Source organism: Lentzea jiangxiensis (assembly GCF_900104175.1).
GTDB classification, from domain to species: Bacteria; Actinomycetota; Actinomycetes; order Mycobacteriales; family Pseudonocardiaceae; genus Lentzea; species Lentzea jiangxiensis.
Genome location: NZ_FNIX01000001.1, coordinates 1,078,882 through 1,105,105 on the forward strand (window position 1 = coordinate 1,078,882; position 26,224 = coordinate 1,105,105).

The following is a 26,224-nucleotide window of genomic DNA, read 5'->3' on the forward strand; positions in this document are numbered from 1 at the left end:
TCACTCCTCGGCGAGGATGGCGTAGAGCTTGCGCCGCAGGTCGTTGTAGAGCTCGACCGCGCGGGTCTTCTGCTCCGGCGTGCCCGCGTGGGAAATCTGCTCCATCGCGGCGCCGAGCAGGCGGACCGCCGTGCGCAGTTCGCCGTCCACCGGGTCCAGCTGGATCTCGATGTCGCGCCAGGGCGGGGCCGTGTGCTCCGTCCTGCCGTGCTCGGTGAGGTTGAAGAGCTTCTTGCCTCCTTCCTCGGCTGCGAAGACGAGGCCCTCGTCGGCGAGCATCTGCAGCGTCGGGTAGACCGAGCCGGGACTCGGGCTCCACGCGCCACCGGTGCGCCTGGCGATCTCCTGGATGATCTGGTAGCCGTGCATCGGCCGTTCCGCCAGCAACGACAGCACTGCCGCCCGGACGTTGCCGCGCCTCTGGCGGCCGCCCCTGCCGCCGCCCCCGAAGGGTCCGTGGCGATGCCTGTGGTGGTGGTCTCTGTGGTGCGGTTTCATCATCATGTCGTTAACGATATATCGCAAGCTATCGCGATACAGCGGTCTTGTGTTGCTGAAGTTCATGGGACACTAGATGTGCTATGACCTCGCTTCCCCTTGTCTTCGACGCGCCCAAGCGCGGCCTGCCGCCGCGCCACCTCGTCGACCTGTCACCCGTCGAACGCGCTGAAGCCGTTGCGGCTCTGGGCGAAAAGCCGTTCCGGGCCAAGCAGCTGTCGAACCACTACTTCAGCCGCCTGACCGTCGACCCGGCCGAGATGACCGACATCCCGGCGGCCACGCGCGACAAGCTGGTGGCCGACCTGATGCCGCCGCTGTTCACGGTTGTGCGCAAGGTCACCGCCGACGAGGGCACGACGGCGAAGACGCTGCTGCGCGCGCACGACGGCACGCTCATCGAGTCCGTCCTGATGCGCTACCCGGACCGCGCGACGCTGTGCATCTCGTCGCAGGCCGGCTGCGGCATGGCGTGCCCGTTCTGCGCGACCGGCCAGGGCGGCCTGCAGCGGAACCTGTCGACCGCGGAGATCGTGGACCAGGTGCGCCTGGGCGCCGCCGCCATGCGCGACGGCGACCTGCCCGGTGGTCCCGGCCGGCTGTCGAACATCGTCTTCATGGGCATGGGCGAGCCGCTCGCGAACTACAAGCGGATCATCGAGGCCGTCCACCGCATCTGCGACCCCGCGCCGGACGGCCTGGGCATCTCGCAGCGCCACGTGACGGTGTCGACGGTCGGGCTCGTGCCGGCGATCAGGAAGCTGACCGAGGAGAACCTGCAGGTCCGCCTCGCGGTGTCGCTGCACACGCCGGACGACGAGCTGCGCGACACGCTGGTGCCGGTCAACACGCGGTGGAACGTCGCCGAGGTGCTGGAGGCCGCTCGTGGGTACGCGGACAAGACGGGGCGTCGCGTCTCGATCGAGTACGCGCTGATCCGCGACATCAACGACCAGGGCTGGCGCGCGGACCTGCTCGGCAAGAAGCTGCGCAAGCACCTCGGGCAGCTCGTGCACGTGAACTTGATCCCGCTGAACCCGACTCCCGGGTCGAAGTGGGACGCGTCGCCGAAGCCGGTGGAGCGGGAGTTCGTGCGGCGGGTCCGGGAACAGGGTGTCGAGTGCACCGTGCGGGACACGCGCGGGCAGGAGATCGCGGCGGCCTGCGGTCAGCTCGCCGCCGAAGGCTGACCGTCTGCCGTTGATCCGGCGCAAAGCCGTCAGTCCTGTCTTCGACCGGTTGCGCTGGCGAAAATCAGTCGCTGAGGTCCACTGTGGCTCCTACCGTTCCCCGCGATGAAACTTCTGGGGGAACGCTGGCGCACGCTCGTCAGCACCGTGCGGCTGGGCCGCGACGAGTACCGGGTGGTGCGGCCTGCCCGGCCGGTTCCGCACGCCTCGATGCACCTGGCGTCGTGCGGTGTGAGCGTCACGGTGAACAAGCCGGCGGCGCGTGAGCTGGCGATGGCGTGGCAGCGGGAAGGCTTCTGCGCCGAGATCGTCGCGAAGGGCATGGGCAGCAGGGAGCAGTTGCACGTCCAGTACTGCCCCAAGCACCGCGTGAGCACGCGCCGATGAAGCTCGAAGGGGCGCGCTGGCGCACGCTCGTCACCACCGTGCGGTTAAGGCACAAGGAGTACCGGGTCGTGCGGCCCGCCAAGCCCTTGGAGCACGCGCCGCTGTACGAGGGGTACATGGGCGTCGAGTCGTGCGTGACCAAGGCGTCGGCGCTCGACATCGCGATGGCGTGGGCGTTCGCGATGCGGTCGCCACGCACGCTGGTGTACCTGCCGTTGCGGCAGAGCGATTGCGGGTGCCGCAGCAACGACGGACCGGCGCTGGACCTCGTGCTGCTCCACCACAGCCTCGGGTTCCGCCTCTCGACGTGGCGGGACGTGCGGGCCAAGCTCCGGGGTGGACGCCGCACACCGTCGTCACCCGTGCACTACCTCGGGAGCACCCGTCGCCGGCGTGGGACGGGGAGGAGCTGCGCGGCGAGATCGTGGAAGGCACCGTGTTCGTCGTCGGCAGCAAGGCCGCGTTCCAGGCAGGCGGGCAGGCGTTCCGGCAGTTGGTGGAGGACTGCCCGCAGCACATGCACGAGGCCCCCGGCACGCATTGCTGCGCCGAGATCACGGCCAAGGGCCGGCACGAGTGCTGGTTGCACGTCGTGTACTGCGACAAGCACCGGGTGAGCACGCGTCGATGAAGCTCGAAGGGGCGCGGTGGCGGACGCTGATCAGCACCGTCAGGTTGGGGCGGGACGAGTACCAGGTCGTGCGGCCTGCCAAACCGTTGCGGCACGCGTCGCTGTACATCACGGACGACGCGTTTCGCAACGCGGAACTGCTCGTCGACAAGGTCGCTGCTCGTGAGCTGGCGATGGCGTGGGAGCTCGCGATGCGGTCGCCGCGCACGGTGGTGTACTTGCCGTTGCGGCAGACCGAGTACGAGTGCCGGTCGTTCGAGGAGGACGACGAGCCGTTGCTGGACCTCGTGTTGATGCACCACAGCCTCGGGTTTCCGCCGTCGCTGTGGAAAGAGGTGCGGGCGCGGCTCGGGCGGGGGAGGCCGCACGTCGTCAGGAGCAGGGGGTTCCTGCCGGTCGAGAGCCTGCTCACGCCGGACTACCAGCCGCTGCGCCGCACCTGCCGCGACGTGGTGCGGCACCGGGTCGCGGCTCGCACGGTGTTCCTCACGGGGAGCTGGAAGGCGTTCGCGCTCACCGGGGAACAGTGGCGGTGGCTGGTCGAGGACGGGCCGCGCTGGATCCACGAGAACCCCGGCCGGCACTGCTGCGCGGAGATCGCGGTCGAGTGGGACTGGGACTGGCTGCACGTCGTCCGCTGCGACGATCACCGAGTCGGTGTGAACGCCTGACGCCGGGGCGGAGTTCTGCGAAGCTCCGTTCATGGGAGTGCTCTGCGACTACTTCGCCGCGCCGTCCGACGAGCTCGCGGCCACCGCGATCGAGGACGGGCCGGTGGGTCTGTTCAGGACGGTCGAGACCAAGTCGCTCGACCCCGTCGTGGTGATGGGACAGCTGGAGGAGCTGCTGACCGGTCGCCCCTACACCGAGGTCGTCCAGGACCCGAGGTGCGGTCACGGCGTTGCCGTGGAAGACGACGGGAACGTGGCGGTCCTCGCGGTCACCGACGGCCTGCGGGACGGGCTCGCGGCCGCCGGTGACCTGGACGAGGTCTCGGTGCGGTGGGCCGGGATCGAGGAGCTGGAGGGGTTCGAGGCCACCGTGCTCGCCGAGGTCCTGGCAGAGCTGCGGGACCTCGCCTCCGAAGCGCGGAAGAACGGCGAGCGGCTCTACTGCTGGGCCTGCGTCTAGGGTTTCACCCCGGTCGCGCGGCAGTCGGCCTGGGTCACGAACCGCACGTGCCGGACGCCGCCGCCCAGGCGGGAGGCCGCCGGGGCGAAGGCGTTGCCGATCTGGTCGGCGAACGACTGGAACTGGCCGGACAGGAACCTGCCGCCACGACCGTGCGGCTACCATGCGGCCTCGTGGGGGATTCGACAAGGCTGGTCGCGGGCAGGTACGCGACGCTCGGAGAGCTGGGCCGGGGCGGCATGGGGGTCGTCTGGCTGGCGGAGGACAGGGTCATCGGCCGGCAGGTCGCGCTCAAGGAGCTGCGGACCGGCGAGACCGAGCGGGTGCTGCGGGAAGCGCGCACGGCAGGGCGCCTGAACAGCCCGAACGTCGTCGGCATCTACGACGTCATCGTCGAGCACGGCGTCACCTACCTGGTCATGGAGCTCGTCGAGGCGCCCACGCTCTCGGAGGTCATGACCCGCAGGACCCTCACCGAGGACGAGGTCGCGGACATCGCTCTGCAGACGCTCAACGCCCTCGATGCGGCGCACGCGGCGGGGATCGTGCACCGGGACGTCAAGCCCAGCAACATCATGGTGCTGCCGGACGGCCGCGTGAAGCTCGCCGACTTCGGCATCGCCCGTGCGCTGGACGACCCGGGCCTCACGGCGACCGGCGGCATCATGGGCTCGCCCGGCTACATGGCGCCGGAGCTGTTCGCGGGCAAGCAACCCTCGCCGGCGAGCGACCTGTGGGCGTTGGGCGCGACCATGTTCCACGCCGTGGAGGGGCGTTCTCCGTTCCAGCGCGACACGACCGCGGCCACGATGCACGCGATCATGTACGAGGAGCCGGTCCTCCAGCGCACCAGAGGCCCGCTCGCGGACACGATCATGGCGCTGCTGGCGCAGGACGACACCCGGCGGCTCACCGCGGCCCAGCTGCGCGAACGGCTCGAGAACCGCACCAGCGTCGTCAAGCCGCTGACGCCGTCCGAGCAGACCGTCGTCATCGAACCGGTCACCGGCTACGTCGTGCCGCAGGCGGCGACGCGGGACGACTGGAGCGACGAGAAACCCAGGTCGCGCAAGAAGGTCGGCCTGTTCGCCGGTGCGGCGGCGGGCGTCGTGGTGATCGCGCTGGCCGTCGTCTTCCTGGTGAAGCCCGAGACGAGGCAGGGCGAAGCCGCTGCCGCGCAACAGGGTCCGGTTTCCGGGCAACCGTCCTCGACGGTGAGCAGCACGCCCTCCAGCGCGGCGAGCAGCAGCAGTGCGGCTCCGAGCAGCAGCAGCGCTGCGCCGTCGTCCACGCAGGTGTCGAAGCCGTCCCAGACCTCGCAGGCGGGGCAGCCCCAGCCGACCACGACACCGCCGAAGCTGCCACGCGAGACCCTGGCGTTCTCCCGCTACCGCAACGCGAACGGCTGGCACTACAGCGGAACGCCGAACATCGCGGTGCCGCCCGGCTTCACGGTGGAGAACACCGGCGGCCTCGGCAAGCTCCTCGCCAAGCCGGAGCCGGGCACGAAGCCGTTGTACAGCTGCATCATCAACAACTCGGAAGACCGCATGACGTCGGCTTCGGACGGGTGCGAGGGCCAGCAGCGCTACGGCGGCGTCCTCGGCCACGTCTTCACCACCAAGCCCGCCGACGTCGCCTCGTTGCCGCTGCACCGCTGCAACACGGGCGGCCACCACTTCGACTCGGTGGCGGGCTGCGAGGGCTACCCGCAGGAGTTCGTGCAGGGCTGGGTGCTCGCCTGACCGACCCGGTCAGCGGGTCGTGGCGGGCTCCAAGCCGACCGGCTCCGAGCTGTCGAACGTCTCCCTCGCCTCGGCGACGGACTCGTAGTTCCGCTGCGCCCACAACCGCAGCGCGGCCAGCGGCTCGGTGACGCTGCGCCCGAGCTCGGTCAGCTCGTACTCGACGCGCAACGGCACCGAGGGGTAGACCGTGCGCGTGACGAGCCCATCGCGCTCCAAGGTGCGCAGCGTCTGGGTGAGCATCTTCTGGCTGATGCCTTCCAGTCGGCGCTTGAGCTCACCGAACCGCTTGGGTCCGTCTTCCAGGTCGCCGATCACCAACGCCGTCCACTTGGACGCGACCATGTCCAGCAGGTCGCGGCACGGGCACATCTTGAGGTAAACGTCCCTGATCACGACTAGTTTCTACCAGGTACCCAGTGCACAACATAGTGCCTGGTTGCCAGAAGTGACCTGCTCTCTCATGCTGTAGTGCATGCGAGCGATCACCCAGAACGAGATCGGCGGCCCCCTCACCCTCGCCGATGTCCCGAAGCCCACGCCGCTTCCGACGGAGGTGCTGGTCAGGGTCCACGCGGCCGGCGTGAACCCCGTGGACTGGAAGACCCGCGCCGGCAGCGGCATGGCCGGGCTCCAGACGTTCCCGTTCATCAACGGCTGGGACGTCTCCGGCGTGGTCGAGGAGGTCGGCTTCGGCGTCACGACCCTCAAGCCCGGCGACGAGGTCTACGGCATGCCGTGGTTCCCGCGGGCCGCAGGCGCCTACGCCGAGTACGTCACCGCGCCGTCGCGGCACTTCGCGAAGAAGCCGAAGAGCCTCAGCCACGTCGAGGCGGCCGCGCTGCCCCTCGCCGCCCTGACCGCGCACCAGGTCCTCATCGACACCGCTGACCTGCGGAAAGGTCAGAAGGTGCTGATCTCGGCCGCGGCGGGTGGTGTTGGTCACCTCGCCGTGCAGATCGCGAAGGCGCACGGCGCGTACGTCATCGGCACCGCGCGCGAGCCGAAGCACGCGTTCCTGAAGGACCTCGGCGCCGACGAGGTGGTCGACTACACCAAGGGCGACTACCAGGGCACCGACATCGACCTGTACGTCGACCTGGTCGGTGGGGCGTCACCGGCCCCGGTGCGGCCCGGAGGGTTGTTCGTCGGCGTGCCGTCCCGAGCGGACGTGCAGATCCGCGACGACATCAGGACGAGCCCGATCCTGGTCGAACCCGACCGCGCGGGGCTCGAGGCCATCGCCGCGCTGGTCGAGTCGGGCGAGCTCAGGGTGCACGTCGACGCGACTTTCCCGCTGGAGGACGCCGAAAAGGCGCATGCCCTGGGCGAGACGGGCCGCACCCAGGGCAAGATCGTGCTCGAGACGCTCTAGCGGCGCCAGGGCTTCTTGCGGCGCGCGGCGTCCCACACCAGCAGGGCGATGATCGAGACACCGGAGGCGACGAGCCAGATGTTCTCGGTCTGACCGTGGTGGTTGCCGATCAGCATCAGGAAGCAGAAGATCGCGGAGAGCCAGCCCGCGATGCGGGTGCCCTTGGGGAACGTGCCGTGCCAGCCCCACTCGGCCGACGGCTCCTCGTGCGGGTCGACGGCAGGACGCTTGTCCAGTTCCGAGGACGTGGCCACGGTTTCCTCCACTGCTCATCCGGATTACGAGGCCATCGTCGCACATGTGGGCGGGGACGGATGTGTGAGGTCGCGCGCGCACGACTGACGGGCGGGGCCGCGCCGGTCTAGGCTCAGCGCGGCCCCACCCGTCCGACCTCGAAGGCGCCTCGACTTGACCGGCTTCTCCCCCGCCGAGGCCTCCGCCCCGGACACGTCCGCCCCCGTCGAGATCGGTCTCCACGGTGTGCGCAAGCGCTTCTCCGACCAGGTGGCGGTCGACGGCGTCTCGCTGAACGTCCACGAGGGCGAGTTCTTCTCCGTCCTCGGCCCGTCCGGCTGCGGCAAGACCACGGTGCTGCGCATGATCGCCGGGTTCGTCGACCCGGACGAGGGCCGCATCGAGCTCGACGGCGACGACATGGTGGGAGTCCCTCCTCACCGGCGGGACGTCAACACGGTCTTCCAGTCGTACGCGCTGTTCCCGCACATGACGGTGTGGGACAACGTCGCGTACGGCCTCAAGCGCAAGAAGGTCCGCGGCGACGAGCTGAAGAAGCGCGTCGGCGAGCACCTCGAGCTCGTGCGGCTCTCGCAGTTCGCCAAGCGCAGGCCCGCGCAGCTCTCCGGCGGTCAGCAGCAGCGCGTCGCCATCGCCCGTGCGCTGGCCGCCGGTCCCCAGCTGCTGCTGCTCGACGAACCCCTCGGCGCGCTCGACGCCAAGCTCCGCAAGGAGCTGCAGATCGAGCTGATGCGCATCCAGCGCGAGGTCGGTACGACGTTCCTCCACGTCACGCACGACCAGGAAGAGGCGCTGGTCCTGTCGCACCGCATCGCCGTGATGAACGCGGGCAAGATCGAGCAGGTCGGTTACCCCGAGGACGTCTACGAGCGCCCCGCGACCCGGTTCGTCGCCGGCTTCATCGGCACCTCGAACATCCTCGACGCCGTCGTGTCCGGTGTGGACGGTGAGTTCGCCGCCCTCCGCGCGCCGGGAGCGGAACACCTGCGCGCCAAGTTCTCCGGCAGCGTCGGCCACGGCCGCGAGGTCGCCGCCACCGTCCGCCCGGAGAAGGTGCACCTGTTCGACGAGTCCGCCGAGCCCCCGACGGGCTGGTGTGTGCTCAAGGGTGTCGTCCAGGACGTCGTCTACACGGGCGTCTCCACGCAGTTCGTGGTCGAGACGCCCGCCGGCGTGCTGTCGGCGTTCGTGCAGAACGCGCGGCGCATCGACGACGCGGGCGCGCCGGGCCAGCCGGTGCGGATGGCGTGGGACCCGGAGTTCACCGTGCTGCTGGAGAGCTCGGATGGCTGACCGGGTCCGGATCGCCCGGCTGTGGGACGTCGACAGCCCGCGGGTGACCCGGCGCACGATGCTGGGCTCGATGGCGTTCTTCGCGCTCGCGGCGTGCGCCGTCGGTCCGGCGCCGACGAACTCCGCCGGCTCCGGCGGCGCCGTCAAGGCCGCGAACCTGCTGGACGAGCCGAAGCTCGGCTTCTACAACTGGACCGACTACATCGCGCCGGAGACGTTGCCCGCCTTCACGTCCGCGAGCGGCATCGAGGTCACGTACGACAACTTCTCGACCAACGACGAGATGGAAGCCAAGATCGCGTCCGGCCAGGCCGGGTACGACCTGGTGGTGCCGAGCGACAACTTCCTGCGCCGGTTCCTGCGGTCCGGGCTCCTGCAGCCGCTCGACCACGACGCGATCCCGAACCTGCGCAACCTGGAGCCGCGGTTCGCCGAGGCGGAGTACGACCCGGGCAACCGGTACTCCGTGCCGTGGGCCTGGGGCACCACGGGGCTCGCGTACTCGAAGGCGGAGATCGGTGGCGAGGTCATCGGTTTCGACGCCTTCGACCTGCCGAACGCCCGGGGGCGCAGCTCGATCCTCGACGAGGCCCGCGACGGCATGGCGATCGGGCTGCTCAAGCTCGGCCACGACCCGAACACCACCGACGCGCGGCAGATCGACGACGCCGCGAACTTCCTGCTGTCGCTTAAGAAGAAGCTCGGCCAGATCACCTCGGACGTGATCGAACCGCTGACGTCGGGGCAGGTGCGGCTCGCGCAGGCGTACTCCGGCGACGCGTTCCAGGCCCGCGAGACCACCGAGGACGTCGGCTACGCGATCCCGGCGGAGGGTGGACTGTCCTACGTGGACCTGCTCGTCATCCCGAAGGACGCGCCGCACGCCGGGAACGCGCACCGGTTCATCGACTTCGTCCTCGGCGCGGAGGCGGGCGCGGCGCTGTCCAACGCCGTCCGGTACGGCAGCCCCAACGCCGCCGCGAAGCCGTTGATCGACAAGGAGCTGCTGAACGACCCGGTGGTCTACCCGCCGGACGAGCAGCTGGCGAAGCTCCCGTTCACCAAGGACCTCGGCGGCGACGCCGAAGCGCTCTACGCCGACGCCTGGACGAAGGTCAAGACCGGCTGACCGGCATGGACCTCATGCCCCGGATCACCACCGAGTCGCGGAACGTCACCGGACCCGTCTGCCGCAGATCCGGCATGCGGCGCGCCAGCGCGCGCAACGCCACGTCGCCCTCCATGCGCGCGAGCGTCGCGCCCAGGCAGTAGTGGATGCCGCTGGAGAACGCGAGGTGCTCGGGCTGGTGCACGCGCATCACGTCGAACTTGTGCGGCTCGGGGTAGACCTCCGGATCGCGGTTCGCGGCGGCGAGCAGGAGCGTCACCACCTCGTCCTTGCCGATCGCGTCGACCCGCTCGTGCGCGATCCGGCTGGTCAGCTGCACCGGTGGCGCCCACCGCAGCGTCTCCTCGACGACCGCGGGCGCGAGGTCCGGGTTGGCCTTGAACAACCTCCACTGCGCGGGGTGGTCGAGCAGCGCACGGGTGGCGTTGCCGATCAGGTTCACCGTGGTCTCGAAGCCCGCGACCAGCAACAACACCAGGGTGCCGAGCATCTCCTGCGCGGTGAGCTTTCGCTCCGCCTCCGCGGCGACCAGCGAGCTGATCACGTCGTCGCCGGGCGTCCTGCGGCGTTCCGCGATGAGCCGGTCGAACAGCGCGAGCACCTTGTCGTGGGCCTCGGACATCTCCGGCGTGACACCGGAGTCGAACGACGCGGCGACCAGCGCGCCGTAGTCGGCGAACTCCGCGGTGTCGGAGTCGGGGATGCCCAGCAGGTCGCTGATCACCGAGATCGGCAGCGGCGCCGCGAAGTCGGCGATCAGGTCGAACTCGTCGCGGTCGAGCAACGCGTCGGCGACCTTCTCCACGCGCGCCCGGTACTCGTCGATCTTCTTCGGGCTGAACGCCGGCATGGCGAGCCTGCGCAGCCGCGTGTGGTCCGGCGGGTCGAGCTCCAGGAACGAGTCGGGCAGCAGGCTGCCGCCGGCCGGGTAGCCGCCGTCGGCGAACCGGACGCCGAAGCGGCGGTCGCGCAGGACCTTGTTGGCCAGCGCGTGGCTCGTCGTGAGCCACATTCCGTTGTCACGCGTCAGCGGTCCTTGCGCGCGCAGTCGTTCGTAGATCGGGTGCGGATCTTCATGGCCGGTCAGCTGGTCCAGCACTTGCTACCCCCTCGAACACAGTGGTGAGCACGAACCGGGGAGCGTCCAGCGGCGCGAGACGGCCGTCGCTGATCGCTTCCCAGGCGTTGAAGAGCCCGGCGTAGAGGGTCTGCAGGACCCACCACGCGGGCAGGTCGCGGCGCAGCGTCGTGCCCTGCAGCCGGGTGATCAGGTCGAGCACGGGCCGGTCCATCTCGCGGATGCGGGCCGCCAGCTCCTCGTCGCGTTCCAGGCCGGGGAAGCGGAGCAGGAACTCCACCCGCGGCCCCAGCGCGACCAGGCGGGTGACCAGGTCTTCGAGCGCCTCGTCGGAGCCGAAGTCGACCTCGCGGGCCACCGAGTAGATCAGGTCGAGCGCGTCGCTCGCGACGGCGCGCACCAGCGCCGCGCGGGTCGGGAAGCGCTTGTGGAGTGTGGTCCTGCCGACACCGGCGGCCCGCGCGACGTCGCTCAGCGACGCTGTCGGGTCCTTGAGCAGCACAGACGTCGCCGTCTGGAGCAGGTGAACACTCATGTTCACAACGGTACACGAATGTTCGCGCTGGTGCGGGTGGCAAGATGCGGCCCGTGCTCCGACGCTGGCTGAAGGCCAACGCCCTCCTCGCCCCGACCGGGGTCTGGCTGGGGATCTTCCTGATCGCGCCGCTGGTCGTGGTCGTCGAGTTCAGCTTCGCGACCAGGAACACGGGAGTGGCCCGCGCGGTGCTGCCGTGGACGGCGCAGGCGTACCTGACGGCGCTCGACCCGGCGTTCCTGCCGATCTTCGGGCGGACCCTGCTGTACGCCGGTGCGACGACGCTGCTGTGCCTGGTGCTCGGCTTCCCGCTGGCGTGGTTCATCGCGCGGCACGGCGGGCGCTACCGGACGGCGTTGCTCGCGGCGGTGCTGATCCCGTTCTGGTCGAGCTACCTCGCGCGGATCTACGCGTGGAAGGCGCTGCTGGACGGCGAAGGGCTCGTGAACACCGTGCTCGGCTGGGTCGGGCTGGACCGGGACGGCGGTTTCCTGCTGACCCACGGCGCCGTGGTGCTCGGCCTGACGTACGGCTTCCTGCCGTTCATGGTGCTGCCGCTCTACGTGGCCTGCGAGCGGTTCGACGTGCGGCTGGTGGAGGCGTCCCACGACCTCGGCCACGGGCGCGTGTCGACGTTCTTCCGCGTCGTGCTGCCGGGGGTGATGAGCGGTGTGCTGGCCGGGTCGTTGCTGGTGCTGGTGCCCGCGGCCGGTGACTTCGTGACGCCGAAGCTGCTCGGCGGGGTGGAGCAGTCGACGTTCGGGTCGGTGATCGACGACCAGTTCCGCGGCGGCAACAACTGGCCGCTGGGCTCGGCGATGGCGGTGCTGCTGCTGGTGCTCGTCGTGGTGGTGCTGGTGCTGCGCGGACGGCGTGGGGAGGACGTGCTGTGAACCGTCGTCCGTGGGCGCTCGGTGCTGTCGTGGCGCTGGTGTTCCTGTTCTTGTACGCACCGATCGCGTGGCTCGCCATCGCGTCGTTCAACTCCTCGCGATCGTTGTCGCGCATCAGCGGGTTCTCGCTGCAGTGGTACGCGGAACTGGTGGACGACACGCGTGTGTTCGACTCGTTGCAGCTGACCTTGCAGCTCGCCCTGTCGTCCGCGGTGATCTCGACGGTGATCGGGACGCTGGCGGCGTTCGGGCTGCGGCGGGCGTTCCCCGGCCGCGGGCTCTGGACGGTGCTGCTGTCGTTGCCGCTCGTGGTGCCCGAGGTCGTGCTCGGCGTGGCGATGCTGGGGTTCTTCGTGAAGCTCGCCGGTGTGCCGCTCGGGTTCGGGGCGCTGCTGTTCGCGCACGTGGCGTTCTCGCTGAGCTTCGTGGTCGTCGTGGTGCGGTCGCGGGTGTCCGGGATGGACGTCCGGCTGGAGGAGGCGGCGGCCGACCTCGGGGCGTCGCCGTTCGTGGCGTTCCGCACCGTGACGCTGCCGCTGGTGGCCCCCGCGGTGGTGGCCGGTGCGGCGTTCGCGTTCCTGCTGTCGTTCGACGACGTGGTGATCTCGTCCTACCTGACCGGTGTCGGCTCGACGACGCTGCCGGTGTTCGTCTACGCGCAGGCTTCGAAGCGCGGCATCTCGCCGGAGATCGTCGCGCTCTCGACGTTGATGGTCGCCGCGACGGCTCTTCTGCTGATCATCGGCGTCGTCTTCGCCTCCTGGCGGGCGCGCAGGACCGGATCAGCCGCGAAGCTGGCCGTGTAGTCAACTTTCGTCGCAGGTTTCCGATACTCCAGCGTGCCGCGCGGGCAGGAGCCGTCTCGTAGCTTGAGAGCGTGACTATTGCTGTGCGGACCAGGGCCGAGGCGTTCCGCGCCGACGCCCTGGCCCGGTTCCGCGGCCTGACCGTGGTGCGCCTGGTCGGCGACCTGGTCGTCGTGGTCGCCGCGATCCTGCTGGACGTGTGGCCGGGCCCGTGGGCCGAGACGAAGGCGACGGGCTGGTCGCTCGCCGGCATCGCCGCCGTCTACGTGGTGCTGCTCCCGCTGCGGCACCTGTTCCCGGCGACGACCATGATCGGAGGTGCGGCGCTGCCGTTCCTCGGGCCCGCGGCGATGGTCGTGCTGAGCTACACGGCGGGCCGCCGGGTCGAGTCGTGGGTCAAGGCCGTCGCGTCGACCACGCTGACGTTCGTCGTCGTGGCCCTGCTGTGGGACTGGGACGCGCGCCCGCTCGAGTTCGACCCCGTCTACGGGATGCTCATCCTCATCACGATCTTCGGCGTGGGCGTGGCGCTGCCGTTCCTCGTCGGCCGGTACCTCGCGCAGCGCGAGGCGCTCGTCCAGGCCATGCAGGACCGCGAGGCGCGCATGCGCGGAGAGCACAAGCTGCTGTCGCGGCAGGTCCGTCTGCGCGAACGCAGCCGCATCGCCCAGGACATGCACGACAGCCTCGGCCACCGGCTCTCCCTGATCTCGGTGCACGCCGGCGCCTTGGCGCTGGACCCGTCGCTGGGGGAGAAGCAGCGCGAGGCGATCGGGGTGCTGCGCTCCGCGGCGCTGACCGGCATGGGGGAGCTGCGGGCGATCATCGGCGTTCTGCGGGCCGAGGACGGCCCCGACGACGACCCGGCGACACGCACCGCAGAGTCCATCGACTCGTTGGTCACCGACGCGCGCAAGGCCGGTGTTCTGGTCAGTCTGGTGCGCGGCGGACAAGCACACCCTTTGCCGTCCCGTGTCTCTCACGCGGCCTATCGCGTCGCACAGGAGGGCCTGACGAACGCCGCCAAGCACGCGCCGGGCGCGGCCGTGCAGGTGACGGTGAAGTACGAGCCGGACGCCCTGGTCGTCGAAGTCCGCAACAACCCGTCACGCAACGGCTCGCCGAGCGGCGCACCAGGCGTGGGACTCATCGGCCTGACGGAACGCGTGCGCGTGGCGGGCGGCATCCTGCACGTGGGCGCACTGCCGTCCGGTGGCTTCCGCATCGCCGCCGTGCTGCCGTACGAGGAGACCGCGCTCCCCGACGAGCCCGAGGACGAGCAGGACGAGACCGAGTCGCCGCGCGGCATCCGCAAGTGGGCGGGCATCGGCTCCATCGCGGGCGCGTCCGTGGTGCTGGCGATCATCATCGGCGGCTTCACGTACCTCGGCGCGCAACCGGTGACCGAGGTCGTCTCGCAGGAGAACCTGGACAAGATCCAGGAGGGCCAGCCCGAGGCCGACGTGCGCGCGTTGCTCCCCAACGGCGACGAACCCCTGGTGGCCGACGGCGAACGCAAGTCGCAGGCCTCCCCGGAACCACCCGGCGCCCGCTGCGTCTACCACATCACCGACGAGCAGTCGTACCTCGCGAAGGGCACCAGGGTGGTGCGTTTCTGCTTCCGAGACGGCAAGCTGGTCGAGAAGAAGATCCACGTTCAGAGGACTGGTCAATGATCCGGGTGCTCATCGCCGACGACGAGCCGTTGATGCGCGCCGGCATCAAGGCCATCCTCGGCACCGCCGACGACATCGAACTCGTGGCGGAGGCCGGTGACGGCCGCGAGGCGCTGCAGATCGTGCGCGAACGCCGCGTGGACGTGGCGGTGCTCGACATCCGCATGCCGCGCATGGACGGCCTGGCGTGCGCCCGCGAGCTGCGGACGGTGGCGCCGTCCGTGCGGGTCGTGATGCTGACGACGTTCGGCGAGGACGACAACATCGTGCGGGCCCTGTCCGACGGCGCCGCGGGCTTCCTGCTGAAGGACTCCGCGCCCGAGGAGCTGTTGCGCGCCGTGCGCGCGGTGAACAACGGCGAGGCGTATCTGTCGCCGATGGTCACGTCCCGCGTGGTCGGCATGGTGGCGACGTCCGGGCAGCCGAAGCGGCAGGAGGCGCAGAAGGCGGTCGGAGGGCTGACCGAGCGCGAGGTCGAGGTGCTGGCGCTGCTCGGGCAGGGGATGTCGAACGCGGACGTCGGCGCGAAGCTGCACATGTCCGAGGCGACGGTGAAGACGTACGTGTCGCGGCTGCTGGCGAAGCTGGGGCTGACGAACCGGGTGCAGGCGGCTCTGCTGGCGCGGGACGCGGGCATCGCGAACTGACCCGGAAAGCACGAGACCCGGAAAGCACGTGACCCGGAAAGCACGTGACCCGGAAAGCACGAGAGGCCGTTCGGGTGTCACCCGAACGGCCTCAAACGTCATGTGCCGCTATGCGTGGCTGCGTCGTCCCGCGACCAGGCGGTAGATGCCCAGCAGGACCAACGATCCGACGATGGCCAGCAGCCACGTCCGGAGATCGAAGAAGTTGCCCAGACTGGTCCCGAAGATGGCGGACCCGATGAAACCGCCCAGGATCGCGCCGACGATGCCGATCAGCATCGTGATGATGATTCCGCCCGGGTCCTTACCCGGCATGATCGCCTTGGCAATGGCTCCGGCCAGCAGGCCGAGCACGATCCATCCGAGGATGCCCACCGAGAATCTCCTTCCAACGACTTGACGACCGTGGAATGCCCTCGATCCGGTGACTTCACACCTCCAAAACCACTTCGTTATCAAAGTAGCGGCCTGTGCCGAGGCTCTCAGGCACTCTCCGGAACAATGAGGGGCGATGAGTACTCCACGCACTGTCCTGATCCTGGGGTCGACCGGCTCGGTCGGGACCCAGGCGCTCGACGTCATCCGGCGCAACCGCGACCGCTTCCAGGTCGTCGGGCTCGGCGCGGGTGGACGTCAGCTGGACCTGCTGAAGCAGCAGGCAGCAGAGTTCGACGTGAAGACGGTCGCCGTGGCCAACGGCGCCGACGTGCCCGGTCTCAGGACGCTGACCAGCATGGTCGACCTGATCGAGGCGTGTCCGGCGGACGTCGTCCTCAACGGCATGGACGGGTCCAGGGGGCTCGAGCCGTCGCTCAAGGTGCTCGAGACCGGCGCAGTGCTCGCGCTCGCGAACAAGGAGTCGCTCATCGCGGGCGGGCCGCTCGTGCTCAAGGCGGCCAAGCCGGGCCAGATCGTCCCGGTCGACTCCGAGCACTCGGCACTCGCGCAGTGCCTCCGCGGCGGCACCGAGAACGAGGTCCACAAACTCGTTCTCACGGCATCGGGCGGGCCGTTCCGGGGCAAAAGCCGCGAACAACTCGAATCGGTCACCGTGCAGCAGGCCATGGCGCACCCGACGTGGTCGATGGGACAGGTCGTCACCATCAACTCGGCGAACCTCGTCAACAAGGGCCTGGAGCTGATCGAGGCGAACCTGCTGTTCGGCGTGCCCTACGACCGCGTCGACGTGGTCGTGCACCCGCAGTCCATCATTCACTCGATGGTGACCTTCACGGACGGCTCCACGCTCGCGCAGGCGTCGCCTCCGGACATGCGGCTCCCCATCTCGCTGGGCCTCGGGTGGCCCGAGCGCGTACCGGGGGCCGCCGCCGCCTGTACCTTTGACACCGCCACCTCGTGGACGTTCGAGCCGCTGGACAGCGTGACCTTCCCGGCGGTCGAGCTCGCGCGGCAGGCCGGCACGGCGGGTGGGTGCCACCCCGCGATCTACAACGCCGCGAACGAGGAGGCACTCGCCTCATTCGTGGCCGGGAAGACGTCGTTCCTGTCGATCGTGGACACCATCGGCCAGGTTCTCGGCGAGGCAGACGTTTGGCAGAAGGACCCCGCGGACGTCGCGGAGGTGCTGGCCGCCGAGGACTGGGCACGCGCACGTGCCCGCGAGCTGGTTGGAAGGAACTGAACTACTCGTGAACACATTCATCAACATCCTCGGGGTGCTGTTGTTCGCGTTCGGCATCGCGGTGTCCATCGCGCTGCACGAGTTCGGGCACCTGCTGACCGCGAAGGCCTTCGGCATGAAGGTCACCCGCTACTTCATCGGTTTCGGCCCGAGGATCTTCTCGTTCCGCAAGGGCGAGACGGAGTACGGCCTGAAGGCGATCCCGGCCGGTGGTTTCTGCGAGATCACCGGCATGACGGCGCTGGACGACGTCCACCCGGACGACCGCAAGCGCGCCTTCTACAACCAGAAGGTGTGGAAGCGCGTCGTCGTGCTGGCCGCCGGCTCCATCACGCACTTCATCCTCGGCTTCCTCATCCTGCTCGTCCTCGCGATGTCGCTCGGCCTGCCGAACAACAAGGACCTCCCGGTCCTCGCCGAGATCACGCCGTGCGTCCAGGACCACACCGTCGGCCTCACCGCGCCGTGCCAGCCGGGCGCCCCGGCCCCGGCCAAGGACGCGGGCCTGCGGGCCGGCGACGAGGTCACGGCCATCGCCGGCAAGCCGATCTCGACGTGGTCGGAGATGCTCAAGGTCACCCGCGACCTGAGCGGCCCGACCGAGTTCAAGGTCAAGCGCAACGGCGAGGACCTGGCCCTCACGGTGAACGTGCCCAAGGTCACCCGCGAGGTGACGGACGGCAAGGGCGGCCGCGAGGTCAAGGAGGTCGGCGCCATCGGCGTCACCTGGCAGCAGAACTTCGAGTACAGCCCGCTCGCGGCGGTCCCGGCGTCCATCGCGTTCACCGGCGACATGTTCGTGAACACCTGGAAGGGCCTCATGCGCTTCCCGGAGCGCATCCCGGCCGTGGTCAAGGCCATCGGCGGCGGCGAGCGCGACCTCGACACCCCGATCTCCGTCGTGGGCGCGTCGCGCCTGGGCGGGGACGCGGCGGAGCGGGGCCTCTGGGCGTTCTTCATCCTGATGCTGGCGGGCCTGAACTTCTTCGTGGGTGTGTTCAACCTCCTGCCGCTGCTCCCGCTTGACGGTGGTCACATCGCCGTCAACCTCTACGAACGGGTGCGAGACTGGGTGAGGAAGCTCCGCGGGAAGCCCGCCGGCGCACCGGTCAACTACATGCGCCTGCTGCCCCTCACCTACGTGGTCATCTTCATCGGTGGCGCCATCACGCTGCTGACCGTGACCGCCGACATCGTCAACCCGATCAGGTTGCAGTAGTGATTCACGGAAAGGTGCACAACCCATGAGTGACGGCGTGATGCTCGGAATGCCGGCACTGCCGCCGCCGGTGCTGTCGGAACGTCGCAAGACCCGGCAGCTGATGGTCGGCAACGTCGGTGTCGGCAGCGAGTTCCCCGTCTCCGTCCAGTCGATGACGACGACCCTCACGTCGGACGTCAACGCGACGTTGCAGCAGATCGCGGAACTCACCGCGGCCGGCTGCGACATCGTCCGCGTCGCCTGCCCCTCGCAGGACGACGCGGACGCCCTGCCGGCGATCGCGAGGAAGTCCCAGATCCCGGTGATCGCCGACATCCACTTCCAGCCGAAGTACGTCTTCGCCGCGATCGAGGCCGGTTGTGCCGCGGTCCGGGTCAACCCCGGCAACATCCGCAAGTTCGACGACCAGGTGAAGGAGATCGCGGCCGCCGCGCGCGACCACGGCACCCCGATCCGGATCGGCGTCAACGCCGGTTCGCTCGACCCCCGCCTGCTGCAGAAGTACGGCAAGGCCACCCCGGAGGCCCTGGCCGAGAGCGCGATGTGGGAGGCCTCGCTCTTCGCGGAGCACGACTTCCACGACATCAAGATCTCGGTGAAGCACAACGACCCGGTGGTCATGGTCCGCGCGTACGAACTGCTGGCCGAGCAGTGCGACTACCCGCTGCACCTGGGCGTCACCGAGGCGGGCCCGGCCTTCCAGGGCACCATCAAGTCCGCCGTGGCCTTCGGCGCCCTGCTCCGCCAGGGCATCGGCGACACGATCCGCGTGTCGCTGTCCGCCCCGCCGGTCGAGGAGATCAAGGTCGGCCACCAGATCCTCCAGTCGCTCAACCTGCGCCCGCGCAAGCTGGAGATCGTGTCCTGCCCGTCCTGCGGCCGCGCGCAGGTGGACGTCTACACGCTCGCCGAGCAGGTCACGGCCGGTCTGGAGGGCATGGAGGTGCCGCTGCGCGTCGCCGTCATGGGCTGCGTCGTGAACGGCCCCGGCGAGGCCCGCGAGGCCGACCTGGGCGTGGCGAGCGGCAACGGCAAGGGCCAGATCTTCGTCAAGGGCAAGGTCATCAAGACCGTTCCCGAGCACGCGATCGTCGAGACCCTCATCGAAGAGGCCATGCGCCTCGCCGAGGAGATGGAGCCGGTAGAGGGCGGCGCGCCCGCCGTCACCGTCGGCTAGCAGCAACAACAGCACCACCGGAGGGCGCTCCCACGGGGGCGCCCTTCGCCAACTCACGACCCGGAGCCACCCCGTCACCGCAAGAACCAGCGCAACCGGCAACCGCTGGAATCACCAGGCGTGCCACCTCAAGGTGACGGCTCGGACAACAGTCGCGGAAATAAACGCAACCACCATCACCCTCGCTCCGCACCAACGGCTGATCCCAATCCCCGCGCGGATCTGGCACGCTGGATGACGTGCTGAGGCTGGCCGGAGCGCGCGTGCTGGACGAGCGCGACCTGATCGACGTACGCGGGGTCTTCGAATCAGACCCCGTAGCCGCGTGCATGGTCGCCGCGAGGGTCGAGGTCGCCGGCCTGGACCCGTGGCGCCTCGGTGGCGAGATGTGGGGTTCGGACAGCAAGCCGACCAGGGGCACGATCGACGGCCTGTGCTTCAGCGGCCCGAACCTGATCCCCCTCAAGGGCAGCGCGACGGCCATGCGCATGTTCGCGGACAGGGCCCGCCGCAGAGGCCGCATGTGCTCCAGCCTCGTAGGCCCGGCCGAACAGGTCCTCACCCTCTGGGACGAGCTCCAGCCGGACTGGGGACCGGCCAGGGAGGTCAGGGCGGACCAGCCCCTCATGGCCATCTCGACGGCCCCCAGGACCACCCCGGACCCCGCGGTCCGGCAGGTCAGGCCGAGCGAGCTGAACCGCTACCTGCCCGCGGCGATCAGCATGTTCATCGAAGAGGTGGGCATCGACCCGTGCGCGGAGGACGGTGGCACGGGCTATCGCGCACGAGTCAGCGAGCTCATCGCCGCGGGCCGGGCGTTCGCCAGGTTCGAGGACGGCGAGGTCGTCTTCAAGGCAGAGATCGGCGCCATGTCGAGCCGCGTCGGCCAGATACAGGGGGTCTGGGTGCGCCCGGACCGCAGGGGCGAGGGCATCGGCACGGCGGGCACGGCGGCTGTCGCCGACCGCCTCACCAGGGTCCTGAACAGGACCGCGAGCCTCTACGTCAACGGCTACAACCACGTGGCGCAGGCCGCCTACCGCCGAATCGGTTTCGAACAAGTCGGGCAATACGCCACCGTCCTCTTCTGAGAGGGCATACTCGCGCGAGTGCGCCTACTCGCGATGATCACGGTGGTGCTGGTGACGGTGAGCGGCTGCGGGCTGTTCGAGTCGGAACCGGGGGCACCGGAGATCACCCACGACTTCCTGGCGAAGCTCGCGTCCGGTGACGTGCGGGGTGCCGCCGGGATGACCGACAACCCGGCCGAGGCCGAGGAGACCCTGGAGAAGTTCCGGGGTGCCCTGAAACCGGAGGGGCTCAGCAGCAAGGTCGACCAGATCCGCAAGAACGGCGAGACGGCGTCCGAGGCGAGCGTCACCCTCGACTGGGACCTCGGCAAGAACCGCCACTGGACGTACCCGGCCAAGTTCGACGTGCGCCAGGAGGGCGACACGTGGAAGGTCCACTGGGCTTCGTCGGTGGCGCACCCGAAGCTCGCGCCGCAGCAGTCCGTGCGGCTCACGGAGCTCAAGCCCGACCCGGCGCCGGTGCTCGACCGCGACGGCACGCCGCTGCTGGCGCCCGAACGGATCGTGTCGGTGCTGCTCGTCGCGAAGGAGGCCGGGGACGTCGGGGCCGTCAGCAAGACCCTCGCGGACGCGCTCAACCCGCTCGACAAGGCCATCACCCAGCAGACGATCACCGACGGCGTGGCCAAGACGCCGGAGGGGCAGGCCTACCAGGTCGCGGCGCTGCGCGACCCGGACTACCAGTCGGTGAAGCCCGCCATCTACGAGCTGCCGGGCGTGCGGTTCAGCTCGCAGACGTCGTTGCTGGCGCCGAGCCGCAACTTCGGCTCGCAGGTGCTGCCGGCCGTGCGCAAGCTGGTCGAGAACGACATAGCCGGTGACGCGGGCTTCCGGATCGCCACGGTCGACGCGCAGGGCAACGAGATCGACGAGCTGCACTCGAAGGCGCCCGAGCCCGCCAAGGCCGTGAGCACCGCGTTGTCCCGCTCGATCCAGGCCGCCGCGGAGGACGCCGTCGAACCGGTCACGCAGCCCGCGATCCTCGTCGCGATCCAGCCGTCGACCGGGGACGTCCTCGCCGTCGCGCAGAACGACCCGGCCGACGCGCAGGGGGCGCTGGCACTGACCGGCCGCTTCCCGCCGGGCTCGACGATGAAGGCCGTGAGCGCGCTCGCCGCGATCCAGTCCGGCAAGGCCACCGCCGACACCCCGCTGCCGTGCCCCGGCAAGACCACCATCGACGGGCGGCGGATCGTGCCGAACTCCTCGGAGTTCGACAAGGGCACCATCCCGTTCCGCTCGGCGTTCGCGTTCTCCTGCAACACCACGTTCGCGCAGCTCGCCGTCGACATGCCGGCGGACCTGCTGACGAACTCCGCGCTGTCGCTCGGCCTCGGCGTGGACTTCGACGTCCCCGGACTGACCACGATCACCGGCTCCGTGCCGCCCGCGACCGACGTCGTGGAACGGGCGGAGGACGCGTTCGGGCAGGGCAAGGTGCTGGCGTCGCCGTTCGGCATGGCGCTGGTCGGGGCGTCCATCGCGAAGGGCTCGATGCCGGTGCCGCAGCTGGTGCGGGGCAAGGAGACCAAAGCGGACAAGCAGCCCGCCGCGCCGCCCGCCGCCGCGCTCGACCCGGTGCGGCAGATGATGCGCGAGGTCGTCGACTACGGCACTGCACCGCAACTCAAGCCGTACGGAGACGTGCGCGGGAAGACTGGTACCGCACAGTTCGGTGACGGAGTGCACTCGCACGGGTGGTTCATGGGGTACCGGGGCGATCTCGCGTTCGCGACCCTGGTGCTCAGCGGTGAGACTTCGACACCAGCCGTGGACGTGGCGGTGAGGTTCCTCAAGGCGGTGCCGTGATGAGCAAGACCAACGACCTGACGTTGCGCGAACGCCTGCTGCGGGCAGGCATCCTCCTGCCCGCGCCGCGCGTGCCTGAACCTCGTGCAGAGGACCAGGTTCAGGGTGGTGCGCGCGTAGGCGGCTAATGTGGAACGCATGGCTGTTCGTGCTCCACTGCAACCCGGTGTGCAATCTCCGCGGCGTCAGGTGCCCTCCCGCATCGTGCGTCCCGAGTACGTCGACAAGCCCGCGCCGCAGCGCGGCACCGACCCCTGGGTGCAGACGCCGGAGATCATCGAAGCCATGCGCGTCGCCGGCCGTCTCGCGGCCCAGGCGCTGCAGGAGGCCGGCAAGGTCGTCGTGCCCGGCGTGACGACGGACGAGATCGACGCGGTGGCGCACGAGTTCCTGTGCGACAACGGCGCGTACCCGTCGACGCTGGGCTACCGCGGCTTCCCGAAGTCGTGCTGCACCTCGCTGAACGAGGTCATCTGCCACGGCATCCCGGACAGCACCGTCGTCGAGGACGGCGACATCGTCAACATCGACGTCACGGCCTTCATCGGCGGCGTGCACGGCGACACGAACGCCACCTTCCTCGCGGGCGACGTCTCGGAGGAGGCCAAGCTCCTCGTCGAGCGCACGCACGAGGCGACCATGCGTGCCATCAAGGCCGTGAAGCCCGGTCGTGAGCTCAACGTCGTCGGTCGCGTCATCGAGGCGTACGCGAAGCGGTTCGGCTACGGCGTCGTGCGCGACTTCACCGGCCACGGCATCGGCCGGACGTTCCACAGCGGCCTCGTGGTGCTGCACTACGACGAGCCGTCGGTGAAGACCGTGCTCGAGCCCGGCATGACGTTCACGATCGAGCCGATGATCACGCTCGGGGACTACGAGGGCGAGATGTGGGACGACGGCTGGACCGTCACCACCAAGGACAAGAGCTGGACCGCGCAGTTCGAGCACACGATCGTCGTGACCGAGACCGGCTCGGAGATCCTCACAGTCTGCTGACCACGGACTTCACCGCGGCCGCGACCGACGAGGGCGACGTCGCGGCCGCCAGGTGGTGCGCCTCGACGCGCTCGACCGGCCACCCGAGCCCTTCCGCGCGCACGGCCGCGTCCTCGTAGACCGGGGACAGCAGCACGTAGCCGCAGGGCCCGGACCACTCGACGCTCGGGCGCTGCTCCTTCAGGAACTCCCACGGCACCTCGGGCGCCTCGTCGCGCATCTCCTCGCGCAGGCCGGCGGGCACGAGCCGCAGCGGGTCGGAGTCGAACCAGCGGTCCCAGCGCGGCAGCCTGCCGTCGCGCACGGACGCCTTGACCTGGCTCACCAGGGCGGGGTCGACGGTCTCGCGCCACGCCCTCCCCGGCGTCGGCAGGTCGGAGTCGACGAACACGAGGCCGGCCACGTCCAGTTCGAGGGCGTCGGCGAAGGCGGGGAGCAGCGGACCGGCTCCGCTGTGGCCCACGAGGACCAGCGGGCCGGGCACCCCGGCGTCCTCCAGGGCGTCGGCGAAGGCGCCGATCAGCCGCTGGTGCACCGGGGCCTCGTTGACCGTCATCCGCAGGTCGACGAGCAGGACGGCCACCCCGTCGGAGGCCAGCGCGTCGGCGAGCGGGCGCATGCTCGACGGGCCGAGGAACGGGCTGTGCATGAGCACGACGGTGACCATGGGGGTGATGATGGCAGCATTGGCGTCCATGCGGGGCGCGATGTTGATCTGTGGGACGACCTCCGACGCGGGCAAGAGCGTCCTGGTGGCCGGTCTGTGCCGGTTCCTGGCACGCCAGGGCGTCGACGTCGTGCCGTTCAAGGCCCAGAACATGTCGAACAACTCGTTCGTCACACTCGACGGCGGCGAGATCGGGCGGGCGCAGGCGCTGCAGGCGCGGGCGGCGTTCAAGGAGCCCAGCGTCCGGTTCAACCCGGTGCTGCTCAAGCCCGGCAGCGACCGCACGTCCCAGGTCGTCGTGCTCGGGCAGGCGGCCGGCGAGGTGTCGGCGCTGAGCTACCGCGACCGCAAGCGGCAGCTGCTCGGCACCGTTCTGTCCACTTTGGACGAGCTGCGGCGCGACCACGAGGTCGTCGTGTGCGAGGGCGCGGGCTCACCGGCCGAGATCAACCTGCGCGCCGACGACATCGCGAACATGGGTCTCGCGGTCACCGCGCACCTGCCGGTGCTCGTGGTCGGCGACATCGACCGCGGTGGCGTGTTCGCGCACCTCTTCGGCACGGTCGCGGTGCTGGACGCGGCCGACCAGGCGCTGGTCTCGGGGTTCGTCATCAACAAGTTCCGCGGCGACCAGCGCCTGCTCGAACCCGGGCTGCACCAGCTGAAGGCGCTCACGGGCCGCCCGGTGCTCGGCGTGCTGCCGTGGCGCGAGGAACTGTGGCTCGACGCCGAGGACTCGTTGTCCTACAACGCCGACGGCGTGATCGGCCGGCCGCGGCCGCCGGTGAAGGACTGGCTGCGCGTCGCCGTGATCCGGTTGCCCCGCATCTCGAACGCCACCGACGTGGAGGCGCTGGCGTGCGAACCCGGCGTCTCGGTGCGGTTCGTGACGGAGCCGTCGAGGCTGGCCGACGCGGACCTGGTGGTGCTGCCCGGCTCGAAGGCCACCGTCTCCGACCTCGCCTGGTTGCGCGAAACCGGCCTGGCACAGGCGATCGCGCGGTTCGACGGCCCGGTCCTCGGCATCTGCGGGGGGTTCCAGATGCTCTCGAAGCGGATCGAGGACGACGTCGAGTCCGGGCGCGGCACGGTCGACGGGCTCGGCCTGCTCGACGTCGACATCCGCTTCCGGCGGCGGAAAACGCTGGCCACGCCGTCGGACACGGCCTGGGGCGAACCCGTCACGGGGTACGAGATCCACCACGGCCAGGTCGTCCGCAGCGCCGAGCAGCCGTTGATCGGCGACGAGGGCGCGCAGACCGACACGGTCCTCGGCACGCACTGGCACGGCCTGCTGGAGAACGACGCGTTCCGCCGCAGGTTCCTGCGCTGGGCCGCCGACCGCGCCGGCCGCGACTTCGAGCCGGCCGAGGTGAGCTTCCAGGCCGCCCGCGAGGCCCAGCTGGACCTGCTGGGCGACCTGGTCGCCGATCACCTCGACACGAAGGCCGTCATCGACCTGCTGGAACGAGGGGCTCCGGCAGGACTGCCGTTCGTGCCGCCCGGCGCCCCAGCAGCTGCGGGATAGCGAGCCCGGCCAGCACGAGCCCGCCGGCCGCGGCCTGCAGCCCGCTCAGGTCCTCGCCGAGGAACGCCCACGCCGAGAACATCCCGAACACCGGCACCAGCAGCGAGAACGGCGCCACGACGGACGACTCGTAGTGCCGCAGCAGGAACCCCCAGAGGGCGAACCCGAGCAGCGTCGAGATCCACGCGACGTACCCGACCGCGCCGATCCCGGACCAGCCGAGGTCGCCGAGCGCGCTCATGTCCTCCGTGAGGGCCGACAGCGCGAACAACGGCAGCACCGCGACCGCGCTCACCCACACCATGAACCGCAGCGTGTCCGCGGGTCGCGCGTACCGCATCAGCACGTTCGACACGCCCCAGCAGGCCGCCGCGGCGATCAGCAGCACGAACCCGAGCAGAGGCGCCGAGAGCCCGTAGTCCCACGCGATGACCCCGATGCCCGCGACGGCCAGCGCGATCCCGGTGACCTGCACGGACTTCGGCCGTTCGCGGAGCGCGACCGCCGCGAACAGGGTCGTGAAGATCACCTGGCTCTGCAGGACCAGCGACCCGAGGCCTGCCGGCATGCCCGCCTTCAGGCCGATGAACAGGAAGCTGAACTTCGCGACACCCAGCACCAGCCCGACGGAGATGATCCAGCGCCACGCCACCCTCGGCCGCCCGACGAAGAAGATCGCGGGAACCGCCGCCGCGAGGAAGCGCAGTGCCGAGAACAGGATCGGCGGGAACTCGTCGAGGCCGACCTTGAGCACGACGAAGTTGAAGCCCCAGATGGCGGCGACGAGAACGGCGAGCAGGACGTGGCGGGGACTCATGGGCTC

29 protein-coding genes are annotated in these 26,224 nt (G+C 69.9%); 21 read left to right on the forward strand and 8 right to left on the reverse strand.

Annotation, left to right across the window (positions count from 1 at the left end):
• The gene (locus BLQ91_RS05345; RefSeq protein ID WP_245733120.1) at positions 1-504 is read right to left on the reverse strand and encodes a PadR family transcriptional regulator; all 504 of its coding nucleotides are present in this window, start codon (positions 502-504) and stop codon (positions 1-3) included.
• A 77-nt stretch (positions 505-581) separates the two neighbouring features.
• Here BLQ91_RS05345 and rlmN point away from each other — a divergent pair, with 77 nt between their 5' ends.
• The 6 genes from rlmN to BLQ91_RS05375 all read left to right on the forward strand — a co-directional run bounded on the left by rlmN (position 582) and on the right by BLQ91_RS05375 (position 5,582).
• Positions 582-1,688, forward strand: coding sequence for a dual-specificity RNA methyltransferase RlmN (gene rlmN / locus BLQ91_RS05350; protein ID WP_090095476.1), 1,107 nt, complete (start codon positions 582-584; stop codon positions 1,686-1,688).
• 105 nt (positions 1,689-1,793) lie between these two features.
• Positions 1,794-2,075: a hypothetical protein gene (locus BLQ91_RS05355; protein ID WP_090095477.1), complete on the forward strand. Its 282-nt coding sequence runs from the start codon at positions 1,794-1,796 to the stop codon at positions 2,073-2,075.
• Positions 2,076-2,382: 307 nt separating this feature from the next.
• Positions 2,383-2,706, forward strand: a complete 324-nt coding sequence (locus BLQ91_RS05360; protein ID WP_090095478.1) for a hypothetical protein — start codon at positions 2,383-2,385, stop codon at positions 2,704-2,706.
• Entirely contained in the window at positions 2,703-3,377 is a 675-nt protein-coding gene (locus tag BLQ91_RS05365) for a hypothetical protein (RefSeq protein WP_090095479.1), read from the forward strand. The genes BLQ91_RS05360 and BLQ91_RS05365 overlap by 4 nt, the downstream gene beginning before the upstream one ends.
• 31 nt (positions 3,378-3,408) lie before the next feature.
• On the forward strand, positions 3,409-3,837 hold the full coding sequence (locus BLQ91_RS05370) for a hypothetical protein (protein ID WP_143022530.1): 429 nt from the start codon (positions 3,409-3,411) through the stop codon (positions 3,835-3,837).
• 173 nt (positions 3,838-4,010) lie between these two features.
• On the forward strand, positions 4,011-5,582 hold the full coding sequence (locus BLQ91_RS05375) for a serine/threonine-protein kinase (RefSeq protein ID WP_281199242.1): 1,572 nt from the start codon (positions 4,011-4,013) through the stop codon (positions 5,580-5,582).
• A gap of 9 nt (positions 5,583-5,591) precedes the next feature.
• On the opposite strand, the gene BLQ91_RS05380 is transcribed toward BLQ91_RS05375, so the two are convergent.
• Entirely contained in the window at positions 5,592-5,954 is a 363-nt protein-coding gene (locus tag BLQ91_RS05380; protein WP_090096006.1) for a winged helix-turn-helix transcriptional regulator, read from the reverse strand.
• Between the two features lie 103 nt (positions 5,955-6,057).
• Here BLQ91_RS05380 and BLQ91_RS05385 point away from each other — a divergent pair, with 103 nt between their 5' ends.
• Positions 6,058-6,957, forward strand: coding sequence for an NADP-dependent oxidoreductase (locus tag BLQ91_RS05385; protein ID WP_090095481.1), 900 nt, complete (start codon positions 6,058-6,060; stop codon positions 6,955-6,957).
• On the opposite strand, the gene BLQ91_RS05390 is transcribed toward BLQ91_RS05385, so the two are convergent.
• Positions 6,954-7,211, reverse strand: coding sequence for a DUF2631 domain-containing protein (locus BLQ91_RS05390; RefSeq protein ID WP_090096007.1), 258 nt, complete (start codon positions 7,209-7,211; stop codon positions 6,954-6,956). The genes BLQ91_RS05385 and BLQ91_RS05390 overlap by 4 nt on opposite strands.
• A gap of 154 nt (positions 7,212-7,365) precedes the next feature.
• Between BLQ91_RS05390 and BLQ91_RS05395 the strand changes: the two genes are divergently transcribed.
• Positions 7,366-8,505, forward strand: a complete 1,140-nt coding sequence (locus BLQ91_RS05395; protein WP_090095482.1) for an ABC transporter ATP-binding protein — start codon at positions 7,366-7,368, stop codon at positions 8,503-8,505.
• Complete coding sequence (locus BLQ91_RS05400; protein WP_090095483.1) at positions 8,498-9,634, forward strand: polyamine ABC transporter substrate-binding protein; 1,137 nt, start codon at positions 8,498-8,500, stop codon at positions 9,632-9,634. Before BLQ91_RS05395 ends, BLQ91_RS05400 begins: the two co-directional genes overlap by 8 nt.
• Here BLQ91_RS05400 and BLQ91_RS05405 read toward each other — a convergent pair.
• Together BLQ91_RS05405 and BLQ91_RS05410 are read right to left on the reverse strand one after the other, a co-directional pair.
• Positions 9,621-10,733 (reverse strand): cytochrome P450, encoded by a 1,113-nt coding sequence (locus BLQ91_RS05405; protein ID WP_090095484.1) that lies wholly within the window; start codon positions 10,731-10,733, stop codon positions 9,621-9,623. The genes BLQ91_RS05400 and BLQ91_RS05405 overlap by 14 nt on opposite strands.
• On the reverse strand, positions 10,708-11,247 hold the full coding sequence (locus tag BLQ91_RS05410; protein ID WP_090096008.1) for a TetR/AcrR family transcriptional regulator: 540 nt from the start codon (positions 11,245-11,247) through the stop codon (positions 10,708-10,710). The genes BLQ91_RS05405 and BLQ91_RS05410 overlap by 26 nt, the downstream gene beginning before the upstream one ends.
• Before the next feature lie 53 nt (positions 11,248-11,300).
• Between BLQ91_RS05410 and BLQ91_RS05415 the strand changes: the two genes are divergently transcribed.
• The 4 genes from BLQ91_RS05415 to BLQ91_RS05430 all read left to right on the forward strand — a co-directional run bounded on the left by BLQ91_RS05415 (position 11,301) and on the right by BLQ91_RS05430 (position 15,269).
• Positions 11,301-12,140, forward strand: a complete 840-nt coding sequence (locus BLQ91_RS05415) for an ABC transporter permease (protein WP_245733121.1) — start codon at positions 11,301-11,303, stop codon at positions 12,138-12,140.
• Entirely contained in the window at positions 12,137-12,946 is an 810-nt protein-coding gene (locus tag BLQ91_RS05420) for an ABC transporter permease (protein ID WP_090095486.1), read from the forward strand. The genes BLQ91_RS05415 and BLQ91_RS05420 overlap by 4 nt, the downstream gene beginning before the upstream one ends.
• A gap of 71 nt (positions 12,947-13,017) precedes the next feature.
• Positions 13,018-14,622: a sensor histidine kinase gene (locus BLQ91_RS05425; RefSeq protein WP_143022531.1), complete on the forward strand. Its 1,605-nt coding sequence runs from the start codon at positions 13,018-13,020 to the stop codon at positions 14,620-14,622.
• The gene (locus BLQ91_RS05430; protein WP_090095488.1) at positions 14,619-15,269 is read left to right on the forward strand and encodes a response regulator; all 651 of its coding nucleotides are present in this window, start codon (positions 14,619-14,621) and stop codon (positions 15,267-15,269) included. The genes BLQ91_RS05425 and BLQ91_RS05430 overlap by 4 nt, the downstream gene beginning before the upstream one ends.
• 108 nt (positions 15,270-15,377) lie before the next feature.
• Here BLQ91_RS05430 and BLQ91_RS05435 read toward each other — a convergent pair whose 3' ends face one another.
• Complete coding sequence (locus tag BLQ91_RS05435; RefSeq protein ID WP_090095489.1) at positions 15,378-15,644, reverse strand: GlsB/YeaQ/YmgE family stress response membrane protein; 267 nt, start codon at positions 15,642-15,644, stop codon at positions 15,378-15,380.
• 136 nt (positions 15,645-15,780) lie between these two features.
• On the opposite strand from BLQ91_RS05435, the gene dxr reads away from it, so the two are divergent.
• The 7 genes from dxr (at position 15,781) to map (ending at position 23,206) form a co-directional block, all read left to right on the forward strand.
• Entirely contained in the window at positions 15,781-16,911 is a 1,131-nt protein-coding gene (gene dxr, locus BLQ91_RS05440; RefSeq protein ID WP_090095490.1) for a 1-deoxy-D-xylulose-5-phosphate reductoisomerase, read from the forward strand.
• Positions 16,912-16,918: 7 nt separating this feature from the next.
• Positions 16,919-18,130 carry a M50 family metallopeptidase gene (locus tag BLQ91_RS05445; RefSeq protein WP_245733122.1) on the forward strand — a complete coding sequence of 404 codons (1,212 nt, stop codon included), beginning with the start codon at positions 16,919-16,921 and terminating at the stop codon, positions 18,128-18,130.
• Positions 18,131-18,179: 49 nt separating this feature from the next.
• The gene (gene ispG / locus BLQ91_RS05450) at positions 18,180-19,310 is read left to right on the forward strand and encodes a flavodoxin-dependent (E)-4-hydroxy-3-methylbut-2-enyl-diphosphate synthase (RefSeq protein WP_086665717.1); all 1,131 of its coding nucleotides are present in this window, start codon (positions 18,180-18,182) and stop codon (positions 19,308-19,310) included.
• Between the two features lie 239 nt (positions 19,311-19,549).
• The gene (locus tag BLQ91_RS05455; protein WP_090095491.1) at positions 19,550-20,401 is read left to right on the forward strand and encodes a GNAT family N-acetyltransferase; all 852 of its coding nucleotides are present in this window, start codon (positions 19,550-19,552) and stop codon (positions 20,399-20,401) included.
• An 18-nt stretch (positions 20,402-20,419) separates the two neighbouring features.
• A complete protein-coding gene (locus BLQ91_RS05460; protein ID WP_342670610.1) occupies positions 20,420-22,210 on the forward strand; it encodes a penicillin-binding transpeptidase domain-containing protein in 1,791 nt (596 codons plus the stop codon).
• Positions 22,210-22,338: a hypothetical protein gene (locus BLQ91_RS43290; RefSeq protein ID WP_281199243.1), complete on the forward strand. Its 129-nt coding sequence runs from the start codon at positions 22,210-22,212 to the stop codon at positions 22,336-22,338. The genes BLQ91_RS05460 and BLQ91_RS43290 overlap by 1 nt, the downstream gene beginning before the upstream one ends.
• A 10-nt stretch (positions 22,339-22,348) precedes the next feature.
• Complete coding sequence (gene map / locus BLQ91_RS05465; RefSeq protein ID WP_090096010.1) at positions 22,349-23,206, forward strand: type I methionyl aminopeptidase; 858 nt, start codon at positions 22,349-22,351, stop codon at positions 23,204-23,206.
• Here map and BLQ91_RS05470 read toward each other — a convergent pair.
• Positions 23,193-23,873, reverse strand: a complete 681-nt coding sequence (locus tag BLQ91_RS05470) for an alpha/beta fold hydrolase (RefSeq protein ID WP_090095493.1) — start codon at positions 23,871-23,873, stop codon at positions 23,193-23,195. The genes map and BLQ91_RS05470 overlap by 14 nt on opposite strands.
• 28 nt (positions 23,874-23,901) lie before the next feature.
• Between BLQ91_RS05470 and BLQ91_RS05475 the strand changes: the two genes are divergently transcribed.
• Complete coding sequence (locus tag BLQ91_RS05475) at positions 23,902-25,401, forward strand: cobyric acid synthase (RefSeq protein WP_090095494.1); 1,500 nt, start codon at positions 23,902-23,904, stop codon at positions 25,399-25,401.
• Here BLQ91_RS05475 and BLQ91_RS05480 read toward each other — a convergent pair.
• Positions 25,325-26,218, reverse strand: coding sequence for an EamA family transporter (locus BLQ91_RS05480; RefSeq protein WP_090095495.1), 894 nt, complete (start codon positions 26,216-26,218; stop codon positions 25,325-25,327). The genes BLQ91_RS05475 and BLQ91_RS05480 overlap by 77 nt on opposite strands.
• Positions 26,219-26,224: the final 6 nt, after the last annotated feature.